The organism is Porphyromonas gulae DSM 15663, from assembly GCF_000378065.1.
In the GTDB taxonomy this organism is placed as follows: Bacteria; Bacteroidota; Bacteroidia; order Bacteroidales; family Porphyromonadaceae; genus Porphyromonas; species Porphyromonas gulae.
Map to the genome: position 1 here is coordinate 42,617 of NZ_KB899148.1, position 24,336 is coordinate 66,952.

At 47.5% G+C, this 24,336-nt stretch carries 16 protein-coding genes and 2 tRNA genes; 13 read left to right on the plus strand and 5 right to left on the minus strand.

What is annotated here, in order from left to right; translation table 11 throughout:
* Positions 1 to 149: 149 nt before the first annotated feature.
* The 5 genes from F452_RS0100855 to F452_RS13150 all read right to left on the minus strand — a co-directional run bounded on the left by F452_RS0100855 (position 150) and on the right by F452_RS13150 (position 4,190).
* Positions 150 to 231: transfer RNA gene (locus F452_RS0100855), tRNA-Leu, on the minus strand.
* Between the two features lie 261 nt (positions 232 to 492).
* Complete coding sequence (locus F452_RS0100860) at positions 493 to 1,161, minus strand: hypothetical protein (protein WP_018964376.1); 669 nt, start codon at positions 1,159 to 1,161, stop codon at positions 493 to 495.
* A 2-nt stretch (positions 1,162 to 1,163) separates the two neighbouring features.
* Positions 1,164 to 2,288: an AAA family ATPase gene (locus F452_RS0100865; protein WP_018964377.1), complete on the minus strand. Its 1,125-nt coding sequence runs from the start codon at positions 2,286 to 2,288 to the stop codon at positions 1,164 to 1,166.
* Between the two features lie 1,490 nt (positions 2,289 to 3,778).
* Positions 3,779 to 4,084: an IS30 family transposase gene (locus tag F452_RS13145; RefSeq protein ID WP_155259033.1), complete on the minus strand. Its 306-nt coding sequence runs from the start codon at positions 4,082 to 4,084 to the stop codon at positions 3,779 to 3,781.
* Positions 4,017 to 4,190, minus strand: coding sequence for a helix-turn-helix domain-containing protein (locus F452_RS13150; protein WP_018964381.1), 174 nt, complete (start codon positions 4,188 to 4,190; stop codon positions 4,017 to 4,019). Before F452_RS13150 ends, F452_RS13145 begins: the two co-directional genes overlap by 68 nt.
* A 147-nt stretch (positions 4,191 to 4,337) precedes the next feature.
* Here F452_RS13150 and F452_RS0100895 point away from each other — a divergent pair, with 147 nt between their 5' ends.
* The 13 genes from F452_RS0100895 to F452_RS0100955 all read left to right on the plus strand — a co-directional run bounded on the left by F452_RS0100895 (position 4,338) and on the right by F452_RS0100955 (position 24,270).
* The gene (locus tag F452_RS0100895) at positions 4,338 to 4,853 is read left to right on the plus strand and encodes a pyridoxamine 5'-phosphate oxidase family protein (protein ID WP_230587233.1); all 516 of its coding nucleotides are present in this window, start codon (positions 4,338 to 4,340) and stop codon (positions 4,851 to 4,853) included.
* A gap of 369 nt (positions 4,854 to 5,222) precedes the next feature.
* Positions 5,223 to 5,831: a Holliday junction branch migration protein RuvA gene (gene ruvA / locus F452_RS0100900; protein WP_018964383.1), complete on the plus strand. Its 609-nt coding sequence runs from the start codon at positions 5,223 to 5,225 to the stop codon at positions 5,829 to 5,831.
* 39 nt (positions 5,832 to 5,870) lie between these two features.
* Positions 5,871 to 13,370, plus strand: coding sequence for a T9SS outer membrane translocon Sov/SprA (gene sov, locus F452_RS0100905; RefSeq protein WP_018964384.1), 7,500 nt, complete (start codon positions 5,871 to 5,873; stop codon positions 13,368 to 13,370).
* Between the two features lie 712 nt (positions 13,371 to 14,082).
* A complete protein-coding gene (gene nusB, locus F452_RS0100910) occupies positions 14,083 to 15,096 on the plus strand; it encodes a transcription antitermination factor NusB (protein WP_235317515.1) in 1,014 nt (337 codons plus the stop codon).
* A gap of 37 nt (positions 15,097 to 15,133) precedes the next feature.
* Complete coding sequence (locus F452_RS0100915) at positions 15,134 to 16,039, plus strand: diaminopimelate dehydrogenase (protein WP_018964386.1); 906 nt, start codon at positions 15,134 to 15,136, stop codon at positions 16,037 to 16,039.
* A gap of 38 nt (positions 16,040 to 16,077) precedes the next feature.
* The gene (lgt, locus tag F452_RS0100920; protein ID WP_026292075.1) at positions 16,078 to 16,929 is read left to right on the plus strand and encodes a prolipoprotein diacylglyceryl transferase; all 852 of its coding nucleotides are present in this window, start codon (positions 16,078 to 16,080) and stop codon (positions 16,927 to 16,929) included.
* 34 nt (positions 16,930 to 16,963) lie between these two features.
* Positions 16,964 to 18,172: an FprA family A-type flavoprotein gene (locus F452_RS0100925; RefSeq protein ID WP_018964388.1), complete on the plus strand. Its 1,209-nt coding sequence runs from the start codon at positions 16,964 to 16,966 to the stop codon at positions 18,170 to 18,172.
* A gap of 37 nt (positions 18,173 to 18,209) precedes the next feature.
* Positions 18,210 to 19,001, plus strand: a complete 792-nt coding sequence (gene nagB / locus F452_RS0100930) for a glucosamine-6-phosphate deaminase (RefSeq protein ID WP_018964389.1) — start codon at positions 18,210 to 18,212, stop codon at positions 18,999 to 19,001.
* A 3-nt stretch (positions 19,002 to 19,004) separates the two neighbouring features.
* Complete coding sequence (gene lpdA / locus F452_RS0100935) at positions 19,005 to 20,354, plus strand: dihydrolipoyl dehydrogenase (protein WP_018964390.1); 1,350 nt, start codon at positions 19,005 to 19,007, stop codon at positions 20,352 to 20,354.
* 147 nt (positions 20,355 to 20,501) lie between these two features.
* Complete coding sequence (locus F452_RS10600; protein ID WP_316928563.1) at positions 20,502 to 20,969, plus strand: four helix bundle protein; 468 nt, start codon at positions 20,502 to 20,504, stop codon at positions 20,967 to 20,969.
* Between the two features lie 167 nt (positions 20,970 to 21,136).
* Positions 21,137 to 22,588: a CCA tRNA nucleotidyltransferase gene (locus F452_RS0100945; protein ID WP_018964392.1), complete on the plus strand. Its 1,452-nt coding sequence runs from the start codon at positions 21,137 to 21,139 to the stop codon at positions 22,586 to 22,588.
* The gene (locus F452_RS0100950; RefSeq protein WP_018964393.1) at positions 22,573 to 24,132 is read left to right on the plus strand and encodes an NAD(P)/FAD-dependent oxidoreductase; all 1,560 of its coding nucleotides are present in this window, start codon (positions 22,573 to 22,575) and stop codon (positions 24,130 to 24,132) included. The genes F452_RS0100945 and F452_RS0100950 overlap by 16 nt, the downstream gene beginning before the upstream one ends.
* 65 nt (positions 24,133 to 24,197) lie before the next feature.
* Positions 24,198 to 24,270 (plus strand) — tRNA-Gly (locus F452_RS0100955).
* The last annotated feature ends 66 nt before the right edge of the window (positions 24,271 to 24,336 follow it).

Here is a 24,336-nt window from a genome sequence, read left to right on the forward strand (position 1 = left end):
TGTTTTCTCGGCCATGCGTGGATATATAGCATCCCTTCCGGCCTGAACACGGACCTTTATTCTTTGTAATATCTCCAATAAAACAGGAAGAGAGTGTGTTTAAATCGCTTCGAAATAGCGATTTATGGACACACTCTCTTCTTTTTACGTGCGGCTGGCGAGACTCGAACTCGCACGCCGTGAAGCACCAGATCCTAAGTCTGGCGTGGCTACCAATTACACCACAGCCGCATACCACACCTGCTCGACAGGCTTAGCGGGCACAAATATACACGAATCTTTTGGATTTTTGGTTTTCCCATAACCGTTCAAGAAGAACACACCGAGTAATATGATCGGCAGATTTGCCAACTGTTCCTTTCTTTCGTGAGTTTCGGGCGGACAAAGAAAGGAGAAAAGAAATCCCGATGAAAAACACCTCGTTACATTAGGTCGGCTGTACTCTTCTGTCTCAGTTGATCTATGCTATAATATTTTACTACATTAAAGCGACTATTTTACTAGCTCTACATAACTTGTTTCAAAGGCCAAGAAACCATAGGTTCCAATTTGGCCCCAGTTAAACTGAGAAGGTTCTGGTAATACAGTGTATATTTGGGTAAAACCATCTGCCATTCCTGCTGTTGAAACAATTCTTCGATTATCCCTAGCAGAAAGGTAACATTTCTTTTCTCTAAAACTATCAATGAAATTGCCTATTACTTTAGACTTGTATAGTTGATTTAATGTGTCTGATAGCTGCTTTTTTGCAGTTTTTATCTTTGTTGATGACTTCTCATCAGACACCTCCTGAACAATAAATATTGCTTTAGATCCAGATTGTTCATAAATAAGGAAATCCGCTACCTTTACACCATCTTTTAATCTACTTACTTGGGTATGTCCTTTCTTATCATCGAATGTAAATTGATGAATAAAGTCATCGTAGCAGATGATCTTTAGATTATAAGTATTATTCACTTGACCATTTGTGTAATGTGCTGTTCCTGTTCCAAAAGCTTTGATGGGAGTCCTCCCATTCTTCGAATCTACAAGATCAAACTTATGAGCAGATTGTACAACATAAGCAGGAACAATCCCATTATTGACTAGCTGAGGAGCATCCCTACGCTGAATCTTATTTAGTATATCAACAATTTCAGTCTTTAATATTTGTTCCATACTTACAAGGAGTTGAATTCTGTGTACATATCTGTTATAGGCTCAGACATAGAACGAGTATCAATAATAGGTCTCTCGTCAAGAATTTTTAGTTGTCCAGCACAACCTTCATATATTTCATAGACGTTCACATTTTCAGGTTTAATGAATGTTTGACCACAATCTTGAGATCTTCGAATTAATACATTTATATAGTTTACTATATAAGGGCTATGCGTAGCTATCATGAGAGTCATATTATGTGGATGTTTAGTCATAAAACATCTATCAACCAGAAAATCCATCAGACGGCTTTGGCTTTCCGGGTAAAGGCTTAATTCAGGTTCTTCTATAAACAAATGAACATTTTGTTGTTCTATTGCACCAATATTTTTTGTAGTGTTAAAGACATCAAGTTTGTCATTATCTTGCAAGTAACTGAATAAAGACTCATTCATAGATCTCTGCGAGTCGAACTTCTTAGCAAAATACTCAACAATCAAACTTAGAGATGTTACTGTCTGTGTGCCAGAAGATGCATTACGCAGTTGTATAGAGCAAGGTCTGTCATTTTCACCTTTAATCATATATTTATCGCCCTTGCTACTTTTCTCTATTTTAAATTCTACATTGAGATAATCCAAAGGCAATTGGCGTATTTTATCAGCCGCACGCAGAAAATTATCTAATGTATCTTGTAGATGATAGTTTGCATTTTTTCTCTCGATCTTATTCTCTAAGAAGTCAGGTATTATGGAACGCTTGTCAGAGATATAGCATATTTTTTCCAAGCTAAGCTTGTCTGCTGGTATATCTGCCTGGGCGTTCAATTTGCCATTCATATAGGAAATAGTATAATCTCCTCTGCGATATATTATCTCTGTTTCAGACTTTATGTATTCATTCAGTTGGGATGTTTTTAAAAGAGTTCTCATCTGAATGCCAATACCTGTTTTTTTAATTTTTGCTTGTCTGACATATGATCGCAATACAATACGTTTATATATCCATCTGAACATAGAAAGAGTTTTCATGATAGTACTTTTTCCACTACCAGATTCACCAATTAAGATGGTTAAAGGTGTGATATGGTCTAATTCTATATCATCAATCGGACCAAAGTTTTGTATTCTTAAATACTCGTTCATATTTCATCGTTTTTAATTATCCTTCAATTTATCCACTCATCAATTTCAGGAACAAGCGGTCTCGAGCTTCAGAGAGGAGGTGGAGCTGGGATTGGAGGGGTTCCTTTCTACTTTGAATTCGTTATTCTTTATTATTGAAAGCTTCAAGTATCTCATCTGTTAGAATCAATATGTTTATGCTGTCAGTCATTCCTTTTGTAAAAACTTAATTGTTGATCCTCTTGAATCTGCAGCCATCTTTGCCATATTTGAAGATACTGCAAAGCAAAGCAGATAGAGGAGATTCTTATTTTTATTGATAATCAATATTTTGAATAGCCAAAGGACATCCACTATTTCATCTGCAAAGATAACCCTTTGCGATGAGAAGTAAGCACTTTTTCGTGTTTTGTTCTTATCCGTGAAAGAAAAAACAAATAGTCGTTGTGTGAGATTGCGATGAAAGAACTGTCGCCATTTCTTTTTACACATAGAAAATCTAACTGTAAATTGACCCTTTCCCAATTTTTATCGGACACCAATAAAATAAATTCAGCTGTTCTTTTGGTTGGGGGATCGGAATAAGATACCTTTACAGAGAGCCAGTAAGGTGTTCTTTGAGTAGTAGCAAGACGTAGATAGAAAGTACAGTTTCCGTTCCCAAATCATCCCCCTTAGACTAATTGACAGTTGTCTAAACGCTTGTAATCAGTAGATTAAGTCCAATGAATATACTTCTAGGAGGGGAACGAAAAATGTACCATTGTTTTCGTTTATCATTTTAAGTGACTTCTCCACCTCTACCTTGTGTCTCTCTTTTCTAAGCATGTTTACCGTACTAAAAACACACACAAAAAAAGTTTTCAACAACGAAGATGAGTTTGGAATGATTCTAAATAAGCATCTGAAAGAAAGCGGATTTTGAAGTAAAAAAGGAGAGAAGAGGATGTTTTTCAAGTCGAAACATAACTTTTGGAAGATAAGATAACGATCTATATACAAATCATTTACGATAAATATATAGATCGTTTTCAATTTGTATATAAATCGTTTTCAATTTATATATAGATCAAAAGCCATTTCTATATAAATCGCAGGCTGAAAAAGGTTGGTTTGGGCAGTGATAAAACAAAGGCACCCACCAAATTCTACAGGGAACTCGGTGGGTGCCTTATATGTTTGAGGGGACTATGGAAGCCTTATTCCTCTTTATGCGTCATAGAGATATTCTTGCTTAGTCCGAATAGTGCAGTGGTATGACTGACACGGATGGGGTAAAATCGGCCTGATGAAATAGGGAATGCTGTATGAAGCAGCGTGCATATTTGTTGTTATTTAGCCGTAAACTGTTTGTCAATAATGTTCTATATCAAGCAGATAAGCTTTTCCTTCGAAGAACTATATCCTCTTGCTGGGTGCTTTGTCGACCGGCAAATATAGCAAAAACCTCCAACCATGGGGAATCGAATTTCGCATGGGCACATTCCCCCTTCCAGCGCAACCTTGTTGATCTAAGTTAGTCCTAAAACTTGGCTTGGCGTTAGGTATCCTAGCCCTTTTCTGGGTCTTCGATTAATTTTGTGTTGTATTTTGATACACATATCTTGACTTATTTGCCTGAAATCCATCTTCTTAGGGATGTATTGTCTTACGAGTTTATTGAATAATTCGACATGAGGTTTATCTGTAGAGCAGTAGGGGGGGGCAAAGTACACAGGTACTTTGAGTGCCTTCTCAGTGATTTCATAACTAGAGAATTCGGTCCCGTTGTCCGTGGTAATGGTCTTCAGCAGCCCTCTTCTTGCTATCCCCTTCATTTCTTGGGGCAACGCCGATCATTGCGGCGATCTTCCTGATGGACACGTTCTCTTTGAGTAGGCAGGCAATTGTGTACCTTTGCTCCGAGGTTAGTTGTTTATGCATTGCAACACGAATTTAAACGATTGGCTTCACACCCCGAACGATTATCCCTCGGCGTGTTTTTGTTTATAGGGTGTTGCATTTACTATTGGAAAATACAAAGTGTAACCCTTGTTTTAGGCATTCATCATGCGACGTAAAGATCGAGAAATGAGCCAAGAATTCGGTTTGGAAGTGATTGATCGGGCAGCCTATGGTGTCCTTTCGGTCTTGGATACTGACCATACGCCCTATACCTTGCCACTTTCCATCGTACGCGATGGGGAGAATTTATACTTCCATTCGGCACGTGCCGGACACAAAGTCGAATTATTCACCCATGAGCCTTCGGCCACCATTGTATTTGTAGGCCGAGTGGAGGTACCCGATGTATATGGTACGGAAACGCTGGAAGCACTGAAAGAGGGAAGCGCTCCCTTATCCGGCTCTATGCTGAGTCGAATTTTCACCACCGAATTCGAGAGTGCTATAGTCAGGGGGCGAGTCGTTCGTGTAGAAGATCGTAAGGAGTGCGTGCATGCCTTACGATTGATCTGTGAGAAGTACACGGCGGAGAAAATGGATTTGTTCGATAAGGCCGTTGAAAGCGGTATGCCCCATACCGCCATCTATCGTATCCGAATAGATACGATCACAGCCAAACGAAAACTTGTTCTCCCAGACTAACCGCATCAATATCTCCCCATTCAAATCCGATGCAAGCCTAACGGACTTTTCGTTGCGAGAAAAAGCAATATTCTTTTCCCGCCGTTCGATTGCCTCAACAGTGAATTCGGCTACTCATTATATTATTGTGCTCTCGCGTATCCTTGAGGAATAAAATAGATGCCTCTACCCCTCGTATATACTACTACAAACGGACTTGATACAACATTTTCCCTACTTTTGCGTTAGTTTCCTGTAGTATAAACAACAACACTATGTGGCTTTTGGAAAAAAAGTCATGTAAAAGTAATTTGACCGGAGACTTTGTGGAATGTTTCGCCGAGTGATCCAAGAAGCCACACATAAAGCCCTCGGTCTGTGTAGCATGCAATGATAGAGTATCTCAAGGGAGCAATAGTCGGTTTGACGCCAACGAACCTCGTGATCGAGTGTGCGGGAGTGGGTTATGATGTGAATGTCTCGCTCACCACTTATTCTGCCTATCAGGGGAAGAAAGAGGGACTCATCTGGATCACACAACTGATCCGAGAAGATGCCCATTTATTGTATGGCTTTTCTACGAAAGAAGAACGCACACTCTTCGGCCAACTGACTTCCGTCAGCGGTGTCGGTCCTACGACGGCACGGCTCATCCTATCCTCCTATGCTCCTCAAGAACTGGCCGCACTCATCACCACAGGACAGGCCGATGCGCTGAAAGCGGTGAAGGGCATCGGCCTGAAAACGGCTCAGCGTATCATCGTGGATCTGAAAGGTAAGATCCAGCTGGAGACCTCCTCTGACGAGATCCAGTCTGCACGGACGGCTGTAGGCGGTGCCGCTCTGAATACCATAGCTTCGGGAGAAGAGGCCATCAGTGCCCTGAAGATGCTTGGCTTTGCCGATCCGGCTATACGCAAAGCGGTCAAGTCCATTCTCTCCGAGGATTCATCTTTGGCTGTCGAAGATATTATCAAGCGAGCATTACGAATGTTATAGCCTTTTCTCAAACAAAGAAGGATCACGGGTGTCTTGATAATGGAAAAGAAAAACAAACCCATTCGGCTACTTGCAGCTCTACTGCCCATAATCGCCGGCCTTGCTTTGGCCACATGGCGTCCGGCGAATGGCTCCGTACCTGCCCGGACAGCTATCGGCAATCACTATGCAACTCCCGCTCCGGCCGATACGACTCGTTTCCCCGTCAAGAAGACCCAAGCCAAAGACTACCGCTATCTGGATGGTAACTATCCACTCGACCTGAAGACTCCGGATAACATCCGCACCGAATTTATTTACGACGAGAAGACCAATACATATCTGCTTGTGACCAAGCTTGGGGATAAACCTCTGGGCAGTCCCATCCCCTTCACACCCGAAGAATACCTGCGCTATATGCAGCGCGATTCCATCCGCCGTTACTTCATGGAAAAAGAACGACTTGAAGCTCAACAGGAGGGAAAGAAGCGGTTCAATCCTTTGGAAATGACATTCGACCTCGGTCCGGCCGAGAAACTCTTCGGCCCTGGCGGAGTCAAACTCCGTACCCAAGGATCGGCCGAGGTGGCCATGGGGGCTAAGAGCAATGCCACGAACAACCCGTCTCTGCCCGAAAATGCACGCAAGCATTCCTATTTCGACTTCAGCGAAAAGATCCAGACCAACGTGCAGGCTTCAGTGGGTACGAAGCTCAACTTCGGGATGAACTATAATACGGAGAGTACGTTCGACTTCGATGCAAAGAAGCTGAAGTTGGCTTTCGAAGGAGAGGAAGACGACATCATCAAGCTGATCGAAGCCGGCAATGTATCCATGAATACGCGCAACACTCTGATTCGAGGTGGAGCGAGCCTGTTCGGGATACACACGAAGATGCAGTTCGGCAAATTGGACGTGGATATGGTGGTCAGTCAGCAGGAAGCTGAGACCAAGAGGGTCAGCACGAAAGGTGGTGCGCAGACTACCCCGTTCGAATTATCGGCAGGCCAATACGATGAGAATCGGCACTTCTTCTTCGGCCACTACTTCCGTGATCGTTATGATGGTGCCATGAAGACACTGCCCTTTATCAGCTCAGGTGTCAAAATCAATCGTGTGGAAGTGTGGGTAACCAACAAGAAAGGCAATTTCGACAACACCCAGACGCGTAACATAGTAGCCTTTACCGATTTGGGAGAACCGGAAAAGATAGCTTTGCCATCCGTTTCTCCCTCCATGAGTACTAACGGCCTACCGGCCAATCAGGCCAATTCGCTCTATCCGATGCTACTATCGATGCCGAACTTGCGCTTTATCGACCAGGTAACGCAGGAGTTGGGCGGAATCATGCAAGGAGGGCGAGACTACGAAAAAGTAGAGAGTGCTCGCCTATTGAACCCTGCGGACTACACAGTCAATAGCATTCTCGGCTATATCAGTTTGAATATGCGCCTCTCTGCCGATGAGGTGTTGGGGATAGCATTCGAATATACGTACAATGGTCAGGTGTATCAGGTCGGAGAGTTTTCTACAGACCGGCCGGACAATTCCACTGAGAACCTCTACGTTAAGCTGCTCAAAGGAACGGCGATGAGTTCGACCTCGCCGTATTGGCACTTCATGATGAAGAATGCCTATCAGTTGGGAGGCGGTGTTTATAATGTGCAGAAAGAGAAGTTCAAGCTGAATGTTTTCTACCAGAGTGATAGCGCAGGCGTCTACCAGCCATATATCAGCGAAGGCAAGATCAAGGGACAGCTGCTTCTGCGCGTGTTGGGCATGGATAGACTGGACGCCAAGCAAGAACCTTACCCCGACGGCACATATGACTTTGTCGATGGCTATACGATCCTTCCTCAAAAAGGAGTTGTGATCCTTCCTACCGTGGAGCCATTCGGAAAGACTCTTGCCGATGCGTTTGGCGATCCTGTATTGGCGAAAAAGTACTGCTTCCAAGAGCTGTACGATACGACGGCAGTGGCTGCGCAGCAAGTAGCAGAGAAAAACAAATTTATCTTCAGAGGCGAATACAAAGCTTCTTCGGGTGGAGATATTTCTTTGGGGGCTATCAACGTAACGCCCGGATCCGTCGTAGTGACGGCCGGCGGTGTCAAGCTGACGGAGAATGTGGATTATACGGTAGACTACCTCTCCGGCAACGTATCGATCATCAATGAAGCGATTCTCTCTTCGGGAACTCCCATCAATGTGTCGCTGGAGAACCGAGGGCTGATGAATATGCAGCGCAAAACGATGTTCGGTATAGATCTGAACTACAACTTTTCCAAAGACTTCACCCTCGGCGGTACCTTCATGCACCTGAGCGAAATGCCACTGACAACCAAATCCGTGATTGGAGACGAGTCGCTCAAGAATACGCTTTGGGGACTTAACCTGAACTACCGCACTCAAGCTCAATGGCTGACGAATGCACTCGATCTTTTGCCTTTCGTGGAGCTGACAAAACCCAGTGAGATCACGATAAACGCTGAGTTTGCTCATTTGATCCCCGGACATTATCAAAGTAAATATGCCCAAGGCAATAGCTATCTGGACGACTTCGAAAGTTCGCAGAGCTATATCGATCTGATGAATCCATATTCGTGGATGCTCTCCAGTACTCCGTTTCAAGATGGAGCAGGGCCGGTGTTTTTCCCGGAAGCATCATTGACGAACGATATTGACTATGGCAAGCATAGAGCCAAACTATCGTGGTTCTACATTGATCCGATATTCACAAGAGAGAATTCCGCAGGTATGCCCGCCCACTTGAAGAATGACCTCGAACAGCTCTCCAACCATTATGTCCGCGAAGTGAAGACCTCCGAGCTTTTCCCTTATCGCGATCAGACGTACAATATGAATAGCTATCTGCACACGCTGCTGATGTCCTATTATCCGTCTGAGCGTGGCCCATACAACCTCAATACGGTGGATATGCAGTCGGACGGTCGTTTAGCCAATCCTCAATCCAACTGGGGCGGTATCATGCGCAAGATAGATCAGAGCGACTTCGAAGCATCCAATATCGAGTACGTAGAGTTTTGGCTTCTCGATCCTTTCATCTACAACAAAGAAACTGCCAAGGGAGGGTCAATGTATATCAACTTGGGTGAAATATCCGAGGAAGTTCTGAAAGACGAAAAGAAGTTTTTCGAGAACGGTATGCCCATCAACGATGATCCCGCTGCCATAGAGACCACAGTATGGGGTAAGGTGCCGAAGCGTCAGGGAACGGGCTATGCTTTCGACAATACAGCCGGAGCACGTCCGAAACAGGATGTCGGCTTCAACGGGCTTACGACGGAGGAGGAAAAAGAATTCCCGGCATATGCCGAGTATATATCCCGTCTGACGTCTATCGTATCTCCCGATGTTCTGGGTCAATGGAGTGCAGATCCATTCAGCCCGATCAACGATCCGGGTGGGGACAACTTTCACCACTATCGGGGGGCCGATTACGATGACGCACGCAAGTCGATCCTCGATCGTTATAAGCAATACAACGGAGTGGAAGGCAACTCGGCCGAAGCCACCAACGATATTACCGGATACAACGTATCCAGCCGCTTGGTACCCGATGTGGAAGACATCAATCAGGACAATACGCTCAACGAGATAGAGAAGTATTTCCAGTACCGTGTGGAGCTGCATCCCTCTAAAATGGTTGTGGGGCAAAACTATATTGTCGATTCTCGTACCAAGGAGGTAGAGCTGCGCAACGGCAAAAAGGAGACTATAACCTGGTATCAGTTCAAAGTCCCGGTACGGGAGTTCGAGAGAAAGATCGGAGGCATTACGGACTTCAAGACCATCCGCTTCATGCGTGTCTACTTGACGAACTTTTCTGAAGAGGTCATTCTACGATTCGGGACTTTCAAATTGGTGCGTGGCGATTGGCGACAGTACGAACGCGAACTGCATCCGGCCAACCTGACACCGATCTCGAATGCAAAACTGGAAGTAAGTACCGTAAACATAGAGGAGAATGGTGACCGTAAGCCTGTGAACTATGTGCTCCCTCCGGGCGTATTGCGTTCGCTCGATCCCCAGCAAGCACAGAGCACGCAGCAAAACGAACAGTCCATGAGCCTGAAAGTCCGAACACTGGCACCGGGCGATGCACGTGCCGTATATAAGAATACGGGCTATGATCTGCGGCGTTATAAGCGTTTGCAGATGTTTACGCATGCCGAACGCCTTCAGGATGAAGACGCCACGCATACAGGCAATGGAGATCTGTCCGTCTTCATCCGGTTAGGGACGGATTACCGGAACAATTATTACGAATACTCCATACCGTTGCGCCTGACTCCTTTCGGTACCTATTCGACCAATAGCGAGAACGACAGGGAAACTGTTTGGCCTAAGGAAAATATGTTCGACTTCAAACTGTCTGCCCTCACCGATATTAAGACGAAACGCAACAGGGAGAAAGCCGCAGGCAATCCTGCCGCTGACTTCTATCGCCTTTTCTCCGAACCCGACCCCGAAAACACCGGCAATACCGTTAGCGTTATGGGAAATCCGACACTGAGTGAAGTCAAGACTATCATGATCGGTATTCGCAATAACAGTACTGACATCAAGAGTGCCGAGATATGGGTCAATGAACTCAGGCTCACGGACTACGATGAGAAAGGCGGATGGGCTGCCAATACCACCATCAATATGCAGCTTAGCGACTTGGGATCGGTGAATATGCGCGGACAGATGATAACCGCCGGATTCGGTGCTTTGGACGAGTCTCTCACGCAGCGGGCCATAGAAGATACGCGCACACTCAACTTTTCCACCAATTTGGAACTTGGCAAGTTCTTCCCCGAAAAGGCTCAGATCAGCATACCTTTCTATTACTCGGTATCGGATGAGAAAATATCTCCACAATACAATCCCTATGATCAAGACATCCTTCTGAAAGATGCTTTGGACGCTCTGCCCGACAAAAATTCTCGCGACTCTCTGAGGAGGCTAAGCGAAAACCGTATGACAACGCACAGTTTGGCACTGAACAATATCAGAGTCAATGTCAAGAGCAAACACCCGATGCCTTACGATCCGGCGAACTTCTCGTTCAATTACTCCTATAATAAAAGCGAACGACACAATCCCGATATGGAGTACAATACGAATTTGAATTGGAGTGCCGGTATGGTATATGATTATTCGCCTCTGCTCAAACCGATCAAGCCGTTTGCGAAAATCCAAAAAGCCGGAGCTTATCTGAAAGGTTTTGCCATCAATCCGCTTCCTGCGAAGATCACCTTCCAGACCAATATGATCCGTTCCTATTCGGAGGAACAGGTGCGCAACTTCAGTTATGGAGTGGGTCAGGCCGAAAAGCTACCCGTGACGTTCATGCAGAATTTCGTTTGGGATCGTGCCATAGCTGTCAACTGGAATCCCCTCAACAGTCTGAGGATCAACTTCCGCAGCGGCACCAATGCCCGTATCGAAGAGCCGCATGTACAAGTGAACAAAAAGCTCGCTCCCGATGAGTATAAGATATGGCGCGACTCCGTCCGCCGGAGTATTGCCGAATTGGGAACTCCTATCGCATACGACCAAACATTCAATGTATCGTATACCCTGCCTACAACCCAAATATCCGCCTTGAATTGGGTGAACGGTTCATTGACCTATAATGCCGTGTATAACTGGGATCGTGGAGCCAAAACCTCCACCGAACAGATCATCGGGAATACGATCCGCAATCAGGCGACGCTGGAACTTCCCCTGCAACTCAATCTGACATCGCTGTATCGCAAATCCGCTTTCCTCAAGAGAATAGAGCAGCATATCACGAATCCGGACAAAAAGGATCCTGTAAAAAAAGCAGCTCAGCCATTGACCAAGAAAATCCGGTTGCTCCCCGATTCTACGGTAACGCTGACGCACACCTTTGCTTCCAAGAAAGTGAGAGTGTCCGCCCTCGGCCCGGATGGCAAGATGTATCCGCTGAAGACAAAAATCAAGGATAAGAATACAATCGTCATTCTGAACAATGACAGCATAGAGATCAATGTAACGGTAGCCCCCCCGAGGCAGAGCAGTTCCACTCCTGCATTCGGTGCGATAGGCGAAAGGATGGTATACGCCCTGATGATGCTCAAGAGCATCAACCTTAACTACCGGCAATCGTCCGGCCTGCATCTGCCCGGATTCTTACCCAACATCAAAGCTGCCGGCGGACAAGGCTCCGTGGATGGCATTTTGGCACCGGGATGGGACTTTGCATTCGGCCTTACCGGAGAAGATTTCGTGGACAAAGCTGCGCAGAAAGGTTGGCTTATCGGTGGGCAGCAAAACGTATCACCCTCCGTCTACTCGGAGAGCAATTCGTTCGAGATCAAGATGACGCTCGAACCGATTCGCGAGCTGCGCATCAACCTCACAGCCAACAGAACCGATACCCGACAAACGCAGACCCAATACGTCTATGCCGGTATGCCGCGCACTTATGGAGGTAACTTCGTGATGACGACCATCGGACTGAAAGGCATGTTCAGCAGTTCGTCCGGAGCAACGGGCTATGCCTCGGAGGCCTTCAATGAGTTCCTGCGAAATCGGGAGATAATCGCAGGGCGTATCATGGCCCAATATCATGGAGCCACTTATCCCTCTTCCGGATTCATGGAAGGAAGCAGTCTGGCCGGTCAGCCGGTTTCTCTGGAAAACAGTGCCGTATCCCTCAACTCGGCCGACGTGCTTATTCCGGCTTTCCTCAGTGCTTATACCCAGAGGTCGGTGGGAAAAATCGGCCTGTCGGCATTCCCCTCATTGTCTTCCATTCTCCCCAACTGGAATGTCAGCTACACGGGCTTGAGCAAAACCGAACTGCTCAAGAAGTACTTCCGAAATGTGCGTATCAACCATGCCTACCGTGGTATATACAACGTAGATAGCTATAGCTCTTACCTCGGTTGGGTGGGTTTGGCCGATGGTAGCAATCTGGGTTTTATCCAAGACTCATCGGATCCCACGATGCTGACCCCCGTTGCATCCATGCCTTTCGATATTCCATTTGTCCGTCTCGAAGATAGTTTTGCTCCCCTCCTCGGTGTGGAAGTTACGTTTATGAGTGGGTTGGGGATCAATACGGACTACAGAAAGACTCGCCGTCTGAATCTGAATCTATCGGCTTATCAGCTCGTGGAGTCGAACGAAGATCAGATAACCGTAGGGATGAGCTATAAGGCAGATAATTTTGCCAAACTCATCGGCCTGCAACGGACAAGACCTGCAAGAAAGGCCAAAGGCGGACGAAACAACAATGAGACCGCAACACCGCGTACCGGAGGCGCGCTGACCGTCCGAGTGAACTATGCTTACAGCCGTACACTGACCCTGATTCGCAAGATCCAAGATGCTTACACACAAGCTACGAATGGCAATATCAGCCACAAGATCAACGTCAGTGCGGACTACGACATCAGCCGTATGCTTACCCTACGCGCCTATTACGATTGGGATATGAACCATCCGCTTGTCAGCTCGGCTTCCTTCCCTATCACGAACAGCAATTTCGGCGTCAGCTTCCGCTTCAATCTGACGCAGTAGTCAGTGCCCACACTCCTCGCACCGCATTTCAGCGAAGGCCGTTTCCCTCATCGCACCAATTCATGCTCGTCAATCTCATTGATTGAGGTGCCACAAAACGTGGCGCAAGAAAATTTCTCTTTCGGTTCGAGAAGTGAAAAATTCATGAGCCAAAACGAAAAGTTTTACGCGCGTCTTTTGTTGGAGAACGCGAACCACTGTTCTTGCTTTTGTGGTTCGTATTCTCCGAAACAGCTCCTCGGATGAACAGCAGCATCGACCGAAACGAGCCACCTCCCATCTCCGGGACAATTGCATCCACGGTATTCGGATATTCATTGTGAGATCCATATCGTGAATAAAGTATGACCGACAGGGAAAGGATACTATGGTCTCATATGAGAGGATACTATGGTCTAACATGAGAGGATACTATGGTCTCATACGAGAGGATACTATGGTCTCATGCGAGAGGATACTATGGTCTCATGCGAGAGGATACTATGGTCTTATAAAAGTTAGAAATAAAGAAGAGAATATGCCGGATCCCTACCCTGCCACGAACGTTAGATGGATCTGATACGATAATCATACTTCAGAGATGAGTCCCATCGCCCTTTTCAAGCCGAAAGCCAATATGTTGTGGGTTTGAGTACGTCTGATTACCTTTGCCAGACATTACTTTTCAAGGATTATAAGAATGATCAATCGAGCACTTGTCCGATCCCGAGTTTTGCAACAAGCATATGTGTATTACCATCGAGATGATGCTGAAATACAATCTGCCGAAAAAGAGTTGCTCAACAGTCTGGAGCGGACATACGACCTATACCTATACTACCTCCTCTTAGTTCCGGAACTGACAAGACTGCATGCGGAAATCCTCGAAGCCAATAAGAACAAGCGTTTAGCGACAGAGAAGGACAAAAACCCCAATCTGCGCATGGTACACAACCGGCTTGCCGAAAAGATCGAAAGCTGCAGACCTTTGTGGGTAAGAGCCGAACAGAACGCTCTGAACTGGCGTTCCGAAGAAGCTTTTCTGCGACGCCTGCTGAAAAAAATCCATTCGTCCGAGACTTTCGCCCGCTACATGGGTTCCGATGCCAACGACGACTTCGAAGCCGACCGTTCGTTCTGGAATGAGCTGATGCGCGACATCGTCCTTCCCGACGAAGAGCTGGCAGAAGTAATGGAAGAGCATAGTATCTTCTGGGACAATCAAATACAACTTATCGAGAAAATCGAGACAGAGGAGACTCCCGACATAGAAGAGGTGGAACAGTCGGTACGGCAGGCAGTTGCCGATGGCAACTACCAAACGATCCGACAGGAAAATGCACCTATCGAAATCGTGAAGGAGTTCGTCCTCAAGACGATCCGACGGATCGACCAAGATACCGATCCATCGGCTATCCTGCTTCCTGCGTATAAGGAGAAAGACGATGCCGTATTCGGCACCACCCTACTGCGCAATGCCATCATCAACGGAGAGGAATATCGCCGTATCATCCGTGAAAATCTGATCAACTGGGAAGTGGATCGCATAGCGGACATGGATATGCTGATCATGCAACTGGCCATTGCCGAGTTGCTCAACTTCCCGAATATTCCGGCTTTGGTAACAATCAATGAATACATCGACCTCTCCAAGCTGTTCAGTACCCCGAAGAGCGGAACGTTCGTAAACGGTCTGCTCGATGCCGTGGTCAAAGGCTTCAGAGAGAAAGGCAAACTACTCAAATAAGAGAAGGGGGCGAAACAGCTATCCCCAGATTCGACAAATGACAGACAACAAAAAGATTCGGGCGGCCATCATAGGCTACGGCAATATCGGTCGTTATGCCCTGCAAGCTCTTAATGAAGCCCCTGATTTTGAAATAGCAGGCATCGTACGCCGCAATCCGACCGAAGTTCCCTCCGAGCTTCGACCTTTCCCCGTAGTATCGGACATCGAACAACTCGAAGCAGTCGATGTAGCATTGATATGTTCACCAAGTCGGGAAGTAGAGCGAACAGCCTTAGAGATATTGAAAAAAGGAATATGCACGGCCGATAGCTTCGATATTCACGGCAACATTTTGGCCTTGCGCCAATCACTGGGAGATGCTGCCAGAGAAAGCGGAGCGGCAGCCGTCATCGCTTCCGGCTGGGATCCGGGCAGCGACTCTGTGGTGCGTACGCTGATGCAGGCTATCGTCCCCAAAGGAATCACCTACACCAACTTCGGTCCCGGTATGAGTATGGGACATACTGTAGCCGTGAAGGCCATAGACGGCGTGAAGGCCGCACTTTCGATGACCATTCCACTCGGAACGGGTGTACATCGCCGCATGGTTTACGTAGAACTGCTTCCGGGACACAACTTGGAGGAGATATCGGCTGCCATCAAAGCAGATGAGTACTTCACTCACGACGAGACCCACGTGATACAGGTAGATGATGTGGATGCCCTCATCGATATGGGGCATGGCGTCCACATGGTGCGCAAGGGTGTGAGCGGTTCTACGCAAAACCAGCGGATGTCATTCGATATGGAGATCAACAATCCGGCATTGACCGGACAAGCACTGGTCTGTGCAGCTCGGGCAGCCATGCGCCAACACCCCGGAGCTTACACCCTACAGGAAATCCCCGTCATAGACCTTCTTCCCGGAGACAGGGAGTACTGGATAGGGCAACTTTGCTAAGAAAAATACTACTCAACTAAACGGCTAATCGGAACATTATGACACTACCTGCATTCATCACATGGGATTTCGATCCGGTTCTATTTACCCTTTTCGGCCACCCCGTTGTCTGGTACGGCTTGCTCTTTGCATTGGGGTTGATGATTTTGGGCCCTTGGATAGAGAAAAAAATGTGGGAACACGAGAAGCTGGATCCCAAATGGTTCGAGTCTCTGGCCGTCTATGTCTTTGTAGGTACTATCGTTGGAGCACGTCTGGGGCATGTCCTATTCTATGACCCGGCATACTATCTGGCCAATCCGGCCAAGATATTCGTCACTTGGGAGGGTGGCTTGGCCAGCCATGGAGGTACCATCGGGATCATAATAGCCTGCTGGCTGTATTCGCGCAGAGTAACGCGCAAGTCCATCCTGTGGGTTTTAGACCGCTTGGCGGTGCCTACAGGTATCGTAGCCTCCATGATTCGTCTGGGCAATCTGACCAATAGTGAGATTTTCGGCCGCCCGACGACATTGCCCTGGGGCTTCCGCTTTATTCGCTCGGAAGAGTATCGCCGATTGGTGCCGAATATGGATATGGGATGTCATCCTACTCAGATATACGAAGCCTTGTGCTATTTGGCAGTCTTCGCTCTCTGTATGTGGCTATACTGGAAGCGCGATGCCGCCCGACGCTACTCCGGGCTGATAGTGGGAGTTTTCCTCACGGGCATCTTCCTCTCTCGCTTGATCATCGAGCGCATCAAGATCGTTCAGGAGCCATGGGAGCTCAAGCTTATCGAATCAGTCGGCCTGAATATGGGACAGCTGCTCAGCATACCATTCGTTCTTGCAGGCATTTGGCTTATCATCCGTGCCGTAAAGAATCCGATTATGCAGAAATTATCATAACAACAAATAATTATAAAAGTATCCAAGAAATATGATGTATCAGGTTCCTCAAGTAACAGACTCCGTTTATTACGTGGGCGTAAACGACCGCTCGAAGAGTCTCTTCGAGAATATGTGGCCGTTGCCATATGGCGTTTCGTACAACTCGTATCTCGTTGTAGACGAAAAAGTAGCTCTCATCGATACAGTAGATGTATGCTACTCGGAGATTTTCTTCAAGAAATTGGACACCGTCCTCAAAGGACGCCCCATCGACTATCTTATCATTGATCATATGGAGCCGGACCACAGTGGCTCGATAGGTCTGCTGCGCCAACGCTATCCCAATATGCAAATCGTGGGTAACAAGAAGACTCACGGCATGCTCGAAGGTTACCACCACATTACGGAAGGACTGCTGGAAGTGAAGGAAGGCGACAAGATCTCTCTCGGTAAAAATGAACTTACTTTCATTTTCGCTCCGATGGTACACTGGCCGGAAGTAATGTTCACCTACCTGCCTACCCAACAAGTCTTGTTCTCTGCCGATGCTTTTGGTACGTTCGGTACACTGGATGGACATATATTCGACAAGGATATGGATCTCTCTTTCCGCTGGGAAGAGATGTACCGCTACTACGCTTGTATCGTAGGTAAGTACGGTAGCTTTGTACAGAAAGTACTCACCAAATTCAAGGAAGCCAATCTGCCTGTTCAATATATATGCTCTACGCACGGCCCCGTTTGGACACCGGCTCATTTCTCCGAAGCATTCGACCTATACGATCGAATGAGCCGCTACGAAGCCGAGGAAGGTGCAGTGGTTCTCTACGGTACCATGTACGGCAATACGGAAGTCTTGGCAGATACGATCGCACAGGGCATTGCCGCCGGTGATATCCGCAACGTTGTGTGCCACAATGTAGCATTCAGTCCTGCATCCAACATACTGCGCGACATCTTCAAGTACAAGGCTGTGATAATCGGCAGCCCCACATACAGCAATGAGATCTTCTCTCCGATCAAGAACATCATGGAGATGATCCGCCTTCGTGAGGTAAAGGATCGCTATCTGAGCGTATTCGGTTCATTCACATGGGCCGGTCAGGCAGTGAAGAAGATAGTTCCCTTTGCAGAAGAAATGGGCTGGGAAATGATAGGCGAACCTTTGGAACAAAAAATGTCTACCACAGACGAACTGTACGAGAAGGGTTGGGAGCTTGGCAATAAGATAGCCGAACGACTCAAAACCGATCGTCAGTAATATATCATATCCACTACTGGACTAACCCAATCTTACAATGAGATTAATCATAGAGCCGGATTACGACAAGCTCTCCAAATGGGCAGCCGACTACGTCATCGAGCGTATCCGTAAAGCAGCTCCTACAGCCGAGAAACCGTTTGTGCTCGGTCTACCGACAGGTTCTTCACCGATAGGGATGTATAGAGAGCTGGTCAAAGCATGTAAAGAAGGACGCGTATCTTTCCGCCACGTAATCACCTTCAATATGGATGAATACGTAGACCTTGCTACAGAGCATCCGGAGAGCTATCATTCATTCATGCACCGGCATTTGTTCGACCATATCGACATCCTGCCTCAGAACATCCATATTCTCAATGGCAATGCCCCTGACCTGACGGCCGAGTGCGATGCATACGAGAGAGCTATCGAGGCTACCGGAGGCATAGACCTCTTTATCGGTGGGATAGGGCCTGACGGACATATTGCTTTCAATGAACCGGGATCTTCTCTCACCTCCCGCACGCGTATCAAGACGCTAACCACGGACACCGTACTAGCTAACAGTCGTTTCTTCGACAATGATACGAACCTTGTACCCAAGCGTGCTCTTACCGTCGGTGTGGGAACAGTCATGGATGCACGGGAAGTAATGATTTTGGTGAACGGACATGCCAAAGCCCGTGCTCTTCGCGAAGCTGTGGAAGGTGCAGTCAGCCAAATGTGGACGATCACTGCCCTGCAACTCCATCGTCACAGCATCATCGTCTGCGACGAAGCAGCCTGTGTGGAGCTGAAAGTGGGTACGTACAACTACTTTAAGGATATCGAACGCAACAATCTATAAACTATGCGCTACGACTTAGCTATCATCGGTGGAGGACCGGCCGGTTATACGGCTGCCGAACGTGCTGCCAAAGGTGGCCTGAAAACCCTCCTAATTGAGAAGAATGCTCTCGGTGGTGTATGCCTCAACGAAGGATGTATACCGACCAAGACGCTACTCTACTCAGCCAAAGTGCTACATCAAATGGCTACGGCATCTAAATATGCAGTAAGTGGAACGGCCGATGGACTCGACCTCGGCAAGGTGATTGCCCGAAAAGGTAAGATTATTCGCAAGCTGACGGCCGGTATCCGTTCACGCCTGACAGAGGCCGGAGTAGAGATGGTGTCGGCAGAAGCTACCGTAACGGGACGCGATGCAGACGGCATCATCGGCATTACTGCGGGCGAAGCACAGTACGAAGCAGCCAACCTGCTACTATGTACCGGTTCGGAGACGTTTATTCCGCCCATTCCCGGAGTGGAACAGACAGAGTATTGGACGAATCGAGAAGCACTTCAGAACAAAGAGATTCCGACCTCTCTCGTCATCATTGGTGGAGGAGTTATCGGGATGGAGTTCGCCTCTTTCTTCAACAGTATCGGTACGCAAGTGCATGTGGTGGAAATGCTGCCCGAAATACTCAATGGCATTGACCCCGAACATGCAGCCATGCTTCGCGCTCTCTATGAAAAAGAGGGGATCAAATTCTATCTCGGACACAAGGTTACTTCTGTTCGCAACGGAGCTGTTACGGTAGAATACGAAGGAGAAACGAAGGAAATCGAAGGAGAACGTATCCTGATGAGTGTAGGACGCCGCCCCGTGCTGCAAGGATTCGAGTCGCTCGGATTGGAGCTTGCCGGCAAAGGTGTAAAGACTAACGAAAGGATGCAAACTTCCCTGCCCAATGTCTATGCTGCAGGTGATATTACGGGCTTCTCGCTTTTGGCACACACGGCTGTACGAGAAGCAGAGGTAGCAGTAGATCAGATTTTGGGCAAAACAGACGAAACGATGAGCTACCGTGCCGTACCGGGTGTGGTGTACACCAATCCCGAGGTTGCCGGTGTGGGGGAGACGGAAGAATCGCTTCGCAAAGCAGGACGTGCCTATACTGTTCGTCGCCTTCCTATGGCCTTCTCCGGCCGATTTGTAGCCGAAAACGAACAAGGTAATGGAGAGTGCAAACTACTACTTGATGAAGAGAATCGCTTGATCGGAGCACACCTCATTGGCAATCCGGCCGGCGAACTCATCGTAACTGCAGCCATGGCCATCGAGACCGGCATGACGGATCGACAAATCGAGCGAATCATATTCCCTCACCCGACTGTAGGCGAAATCCTAAAAGAAACCCTTGCCGGAGGTTGATAGCCGTTCTGCCTCTCTCTTAGGGCATCAGATCTAAAAGTCCGTGCAGTTTTTGCTGATTGCACGGACTTTTTCCTCTAATCTCTTTCAGAGTATTCGGAGTACTCCGAGTATTCAGACAACACCGAAAAAACAACAAAATACAGCATGTCAGTTACCTCCTTCCTGCCTCAGCATGGATCGTATCGCCGACTACGTGTCTATAGGGTCGTTGAGGTCGTCTATGATCTCACATATCACTTTGCCCACACGTATTTGAGCAAGTCCGATCGAACCATAGATCAGATGATACAAGCAGCGCGCTCCGGCAAACAAAATATCGCAGAAGGCAATGCAGCTTCTACCACATCGGCCGAAACAGAAATCAAACTGACCAACGTAGCGAAAGCCAGTCTCGAAGAATTACTACTCGACTATGAAGATTACCTTCGAGTCAGGAAGAGAGTTCTATGGACCAAGAGCCATCCACGCTATGGATCTATGCGTAACTATGCACGCAGTCCTCAGCTATTGAAAGAATACTCTTCTTTGATGATGCGCCTTACGGATGAAGAACTCGCAAATCTCTGCATCCACTCATTCATCAGACCAACTACATGCTATATCGGCTGTTAGAATCGCTGCAGAAACGATTTATAGTGGTATCCGAGAGCAAATGACAGCCGTAAGGAAGCAATACAGAAGCAACCAAAACAATCAGAGTTGTCAGAGTAATCTGAATAATCAGAAAACTCGATAACAAGTGCGTACCTTTGTTGGCCAATCACTCCTTGATTTTTTAGATGACAGACAAAGAGTTAATTCTTAGTAAAATCGACATCCCGATATTCCGTCTTATCGCAGAAGCGGCAGATCAGTTGGGACTGGAAACCTATGTCGTGGGTGGATATGTACGAGATATATTCTTGAATCGTCCTTCCAAAGATATCGACATAGTAGCCGTAGGACGCGGTATCGATCTGGCTAAAGTTGTAACCAAGAAGCTGGGACGAAAGACTCACCTATCTGTTTTCGCCAATTTTGGTACCGCTCAAGTAAAGCATGGTGATCTGGAGATAGAATTTGTGGGTGCCCGTAAGGAAAGCTACCGACACGATAGTCGTAAGCCGATAGTCGAAGATGGTACGCTGGAGGATGATTTGCGTCGTCGCGATTTCACCATCAATGCCCTTGCCGTATGCCTCAATAGCGATCGTTTCGGTGATCTGGTGGATATGTTCGACGGCCTGTGCGACATGGATGATATGCTCCTCTGCACACCCCTTGATCCGGATATTACTTTCAGTGATGATCCTCTTCGAATGATGCGTGCCATCCGCTTTGCATCCCAGCTACCGGGCTTCACCATCCTGCCACGCGACTTCGAGGCTATACAACGGAATGCTCACCGGATCAAAGAAGCTGTATCTGCCGAACGAGTAATAGAAGAACTGAATAAAATCATGCTCTCACCTCGCCCCTCTATCGGTCTTTCTCTGTTCGAACAGACGGGGCTGATGGAATATGTTTTTCCCGAACTCTTAGCCCTCAAAGGAGCGGAAACGCGTGATGGTATCGGGCACAAGGACAATCTCACTCATACTTATAAGGTGGTGGACAACTTGGCTCGACACAGCGATAGTCTTTGGCTCAGGTGGGCAGCATTGCTACACGACATAGGCAAACCACGCACTAAAAAGTTTGTTGGGGGACAGTGGACATTTCACAATCATAACTTTGTTGGAGCCAAGATGCTACCCTCTCTTTTCAAACGACTCCGACTTCCTCTCGACGCAAAACTCAAATACGTACAGAAACTGGTAGATCTACACATGCGTCCGGCAACTCTGGTAGACGAAGGAGTTACGGATTCTGCGGTTCGCCGTCTGCTCTTCGAAGCCGGTGATGACATAGATGATCTGATGATGCTATGCGAAGCTGACATTACAAGCAAGAATCCCGATAAGGTGCGCAAGTATATAGACAACTATGCTTTGGTACGTCATAAGTTTAAAGAAATAGAAGAGAAAGACCACGTCCGCAACTTCCAACCACCGATCTCCGGCGAAGAGATTATGCAGACATTCGGTCTAAAGCCTTCGCGCCACGTTGGCACCATCAAGGAGGCGATCAAAGAGGCCATACTCGATGGTGTCATCCCCAATGATTATGAAGCCGCCCGTGCTTTTATGATCGAAAAGGCTACCTCTCTCGGTCTTCACCCCAAAAACGAAACATCATGCCACAGCGTATAGACCTGCGACTGCGCCCCGAAGAGGCTGCTGACGAACAAATACTGCGCAAATATGTAGCAAGACAGACAAAAACAGATCCGACCGACATACATACCATAATAATCAGACGCCGTAGTATTGACGCTCGCCAGCGACAGGTATACGTCAATTTGGGTTTGGAAGTCTATAGCGGTTCGGAATCTCCGGTTGAAGACGATTTTTCAGATTTGATCTATCCTTCAGTAGAAGGGAAAGCCGCTGTCATTGTAGTAGGAGCAGGTCCGGCAGGTCTTTTCGCAGCACTCCGGCTCATCGAGCTTGGTCTGAGACCTATTATTCTGGAGCGAGGCAAGTCCGTACACGAGAGAAAAGCAGACATTGCCCGCATTCCCAAAGAGGGGCACGTAGATCCCGAATCCAATTACGGATTTGGCGAAGGCGGTGCTGGAGCTTTTTCTGACGGTAAATTATATACACGTAGTAAGAAGCGCGGAGATGTAACCAAAATACTACGTATTCTCTGCAAACACGGAGCACAACCTTCTATCCTGATCGATGCGCATCCACATATCGGCACCGACCGACTACCCAAAGTGATAGAAAACATTCGACACCAAATATTGGCAGCCGGAGGAGAGGTTCACTTCAGTTGCCGAATGGAAAGTCTGATCATACATAACGGTCAAGTCATGGGAGCAAGAGACAGTGAAGGTCGTGAATACTGCGGTCCTGTTATCCTGGCGACGGGACATTCCGCACGCGACATCTATCGCTATCTTCATCGAAACGGCATTCGACTGGAAGCAAAAGGAACGGCTGTCGGTGTCCGGCTGGAGCATCCACAGGCTCTGATCGACCAACTACGCTACCACAACCCTAAGGGGCGCGGACTCTACCTGCCACCGGCAGAATATACCTATACGGCTCAGGTGGAGGGACGCGGTGTCTATAGCTTCTGCATGTGTCCGGGAGGATTCGTCGTACCGACATCCACTGCACCGGATCAGACAGTAGTGAATGGTATGTCACCGGCCAACAGAGGTTCCCGATGGGCAAACTCCGGCTTAGTGGTGGAGATTCATCCTGAAGACGTACTTTCCACTCCTACGGATGATCCCTTGGCTCTTATGAATTGGATAGAACGCTTGGAAGGCGAGAGTTGGACACAGGCAAGATGCAGCCTGCGAGCACCGGCTCAACGAATGACGGATTTCCTATCAAGCCGAAGCTCTGTCGATCTGCCCAAATCATCCTACAGCATGGGACTCACACCCTCACGTTTGGATGAATGGCTTCCCTCCTTTATTACAAAGAGGATGCAGAAAGCTTTCCAACTATTCGACAAACAGACGAAAGGATTCCTCACTTCGGAAGCCCAGCTGATAGCATTGGAGAGTCGCACATCCTCTCCCGTACGTATCCTGCGCGAATCAACCTCTTGCGAACATCCTCTAATCCGAGGGCTTTTTCCCTGTGGAGAAGGAGCAGGCTATGCAGGCGGCATCGTATCGGCAGCAATGGATGGAGAACGCTGTGCCGAAGGTGTTGCCTCCTATCTGGGATAGAATCTCATACTGCAAATTTCCTTGCGGATATTATATCTAATGATTACTTTTGTCGCATTCCAACCGCGGTAGTAGCTCAGTTGGTAGAGCATCAGCTTCCCAAGCTGAGGGTCACGAGTTCGAGCCTCGCCTACCGCTCAAACTGAAAATAAGGCAGTTAGCGCGTTTGCTGACTGCCTTTTTTCGATATTGCTCCAAGAAAAA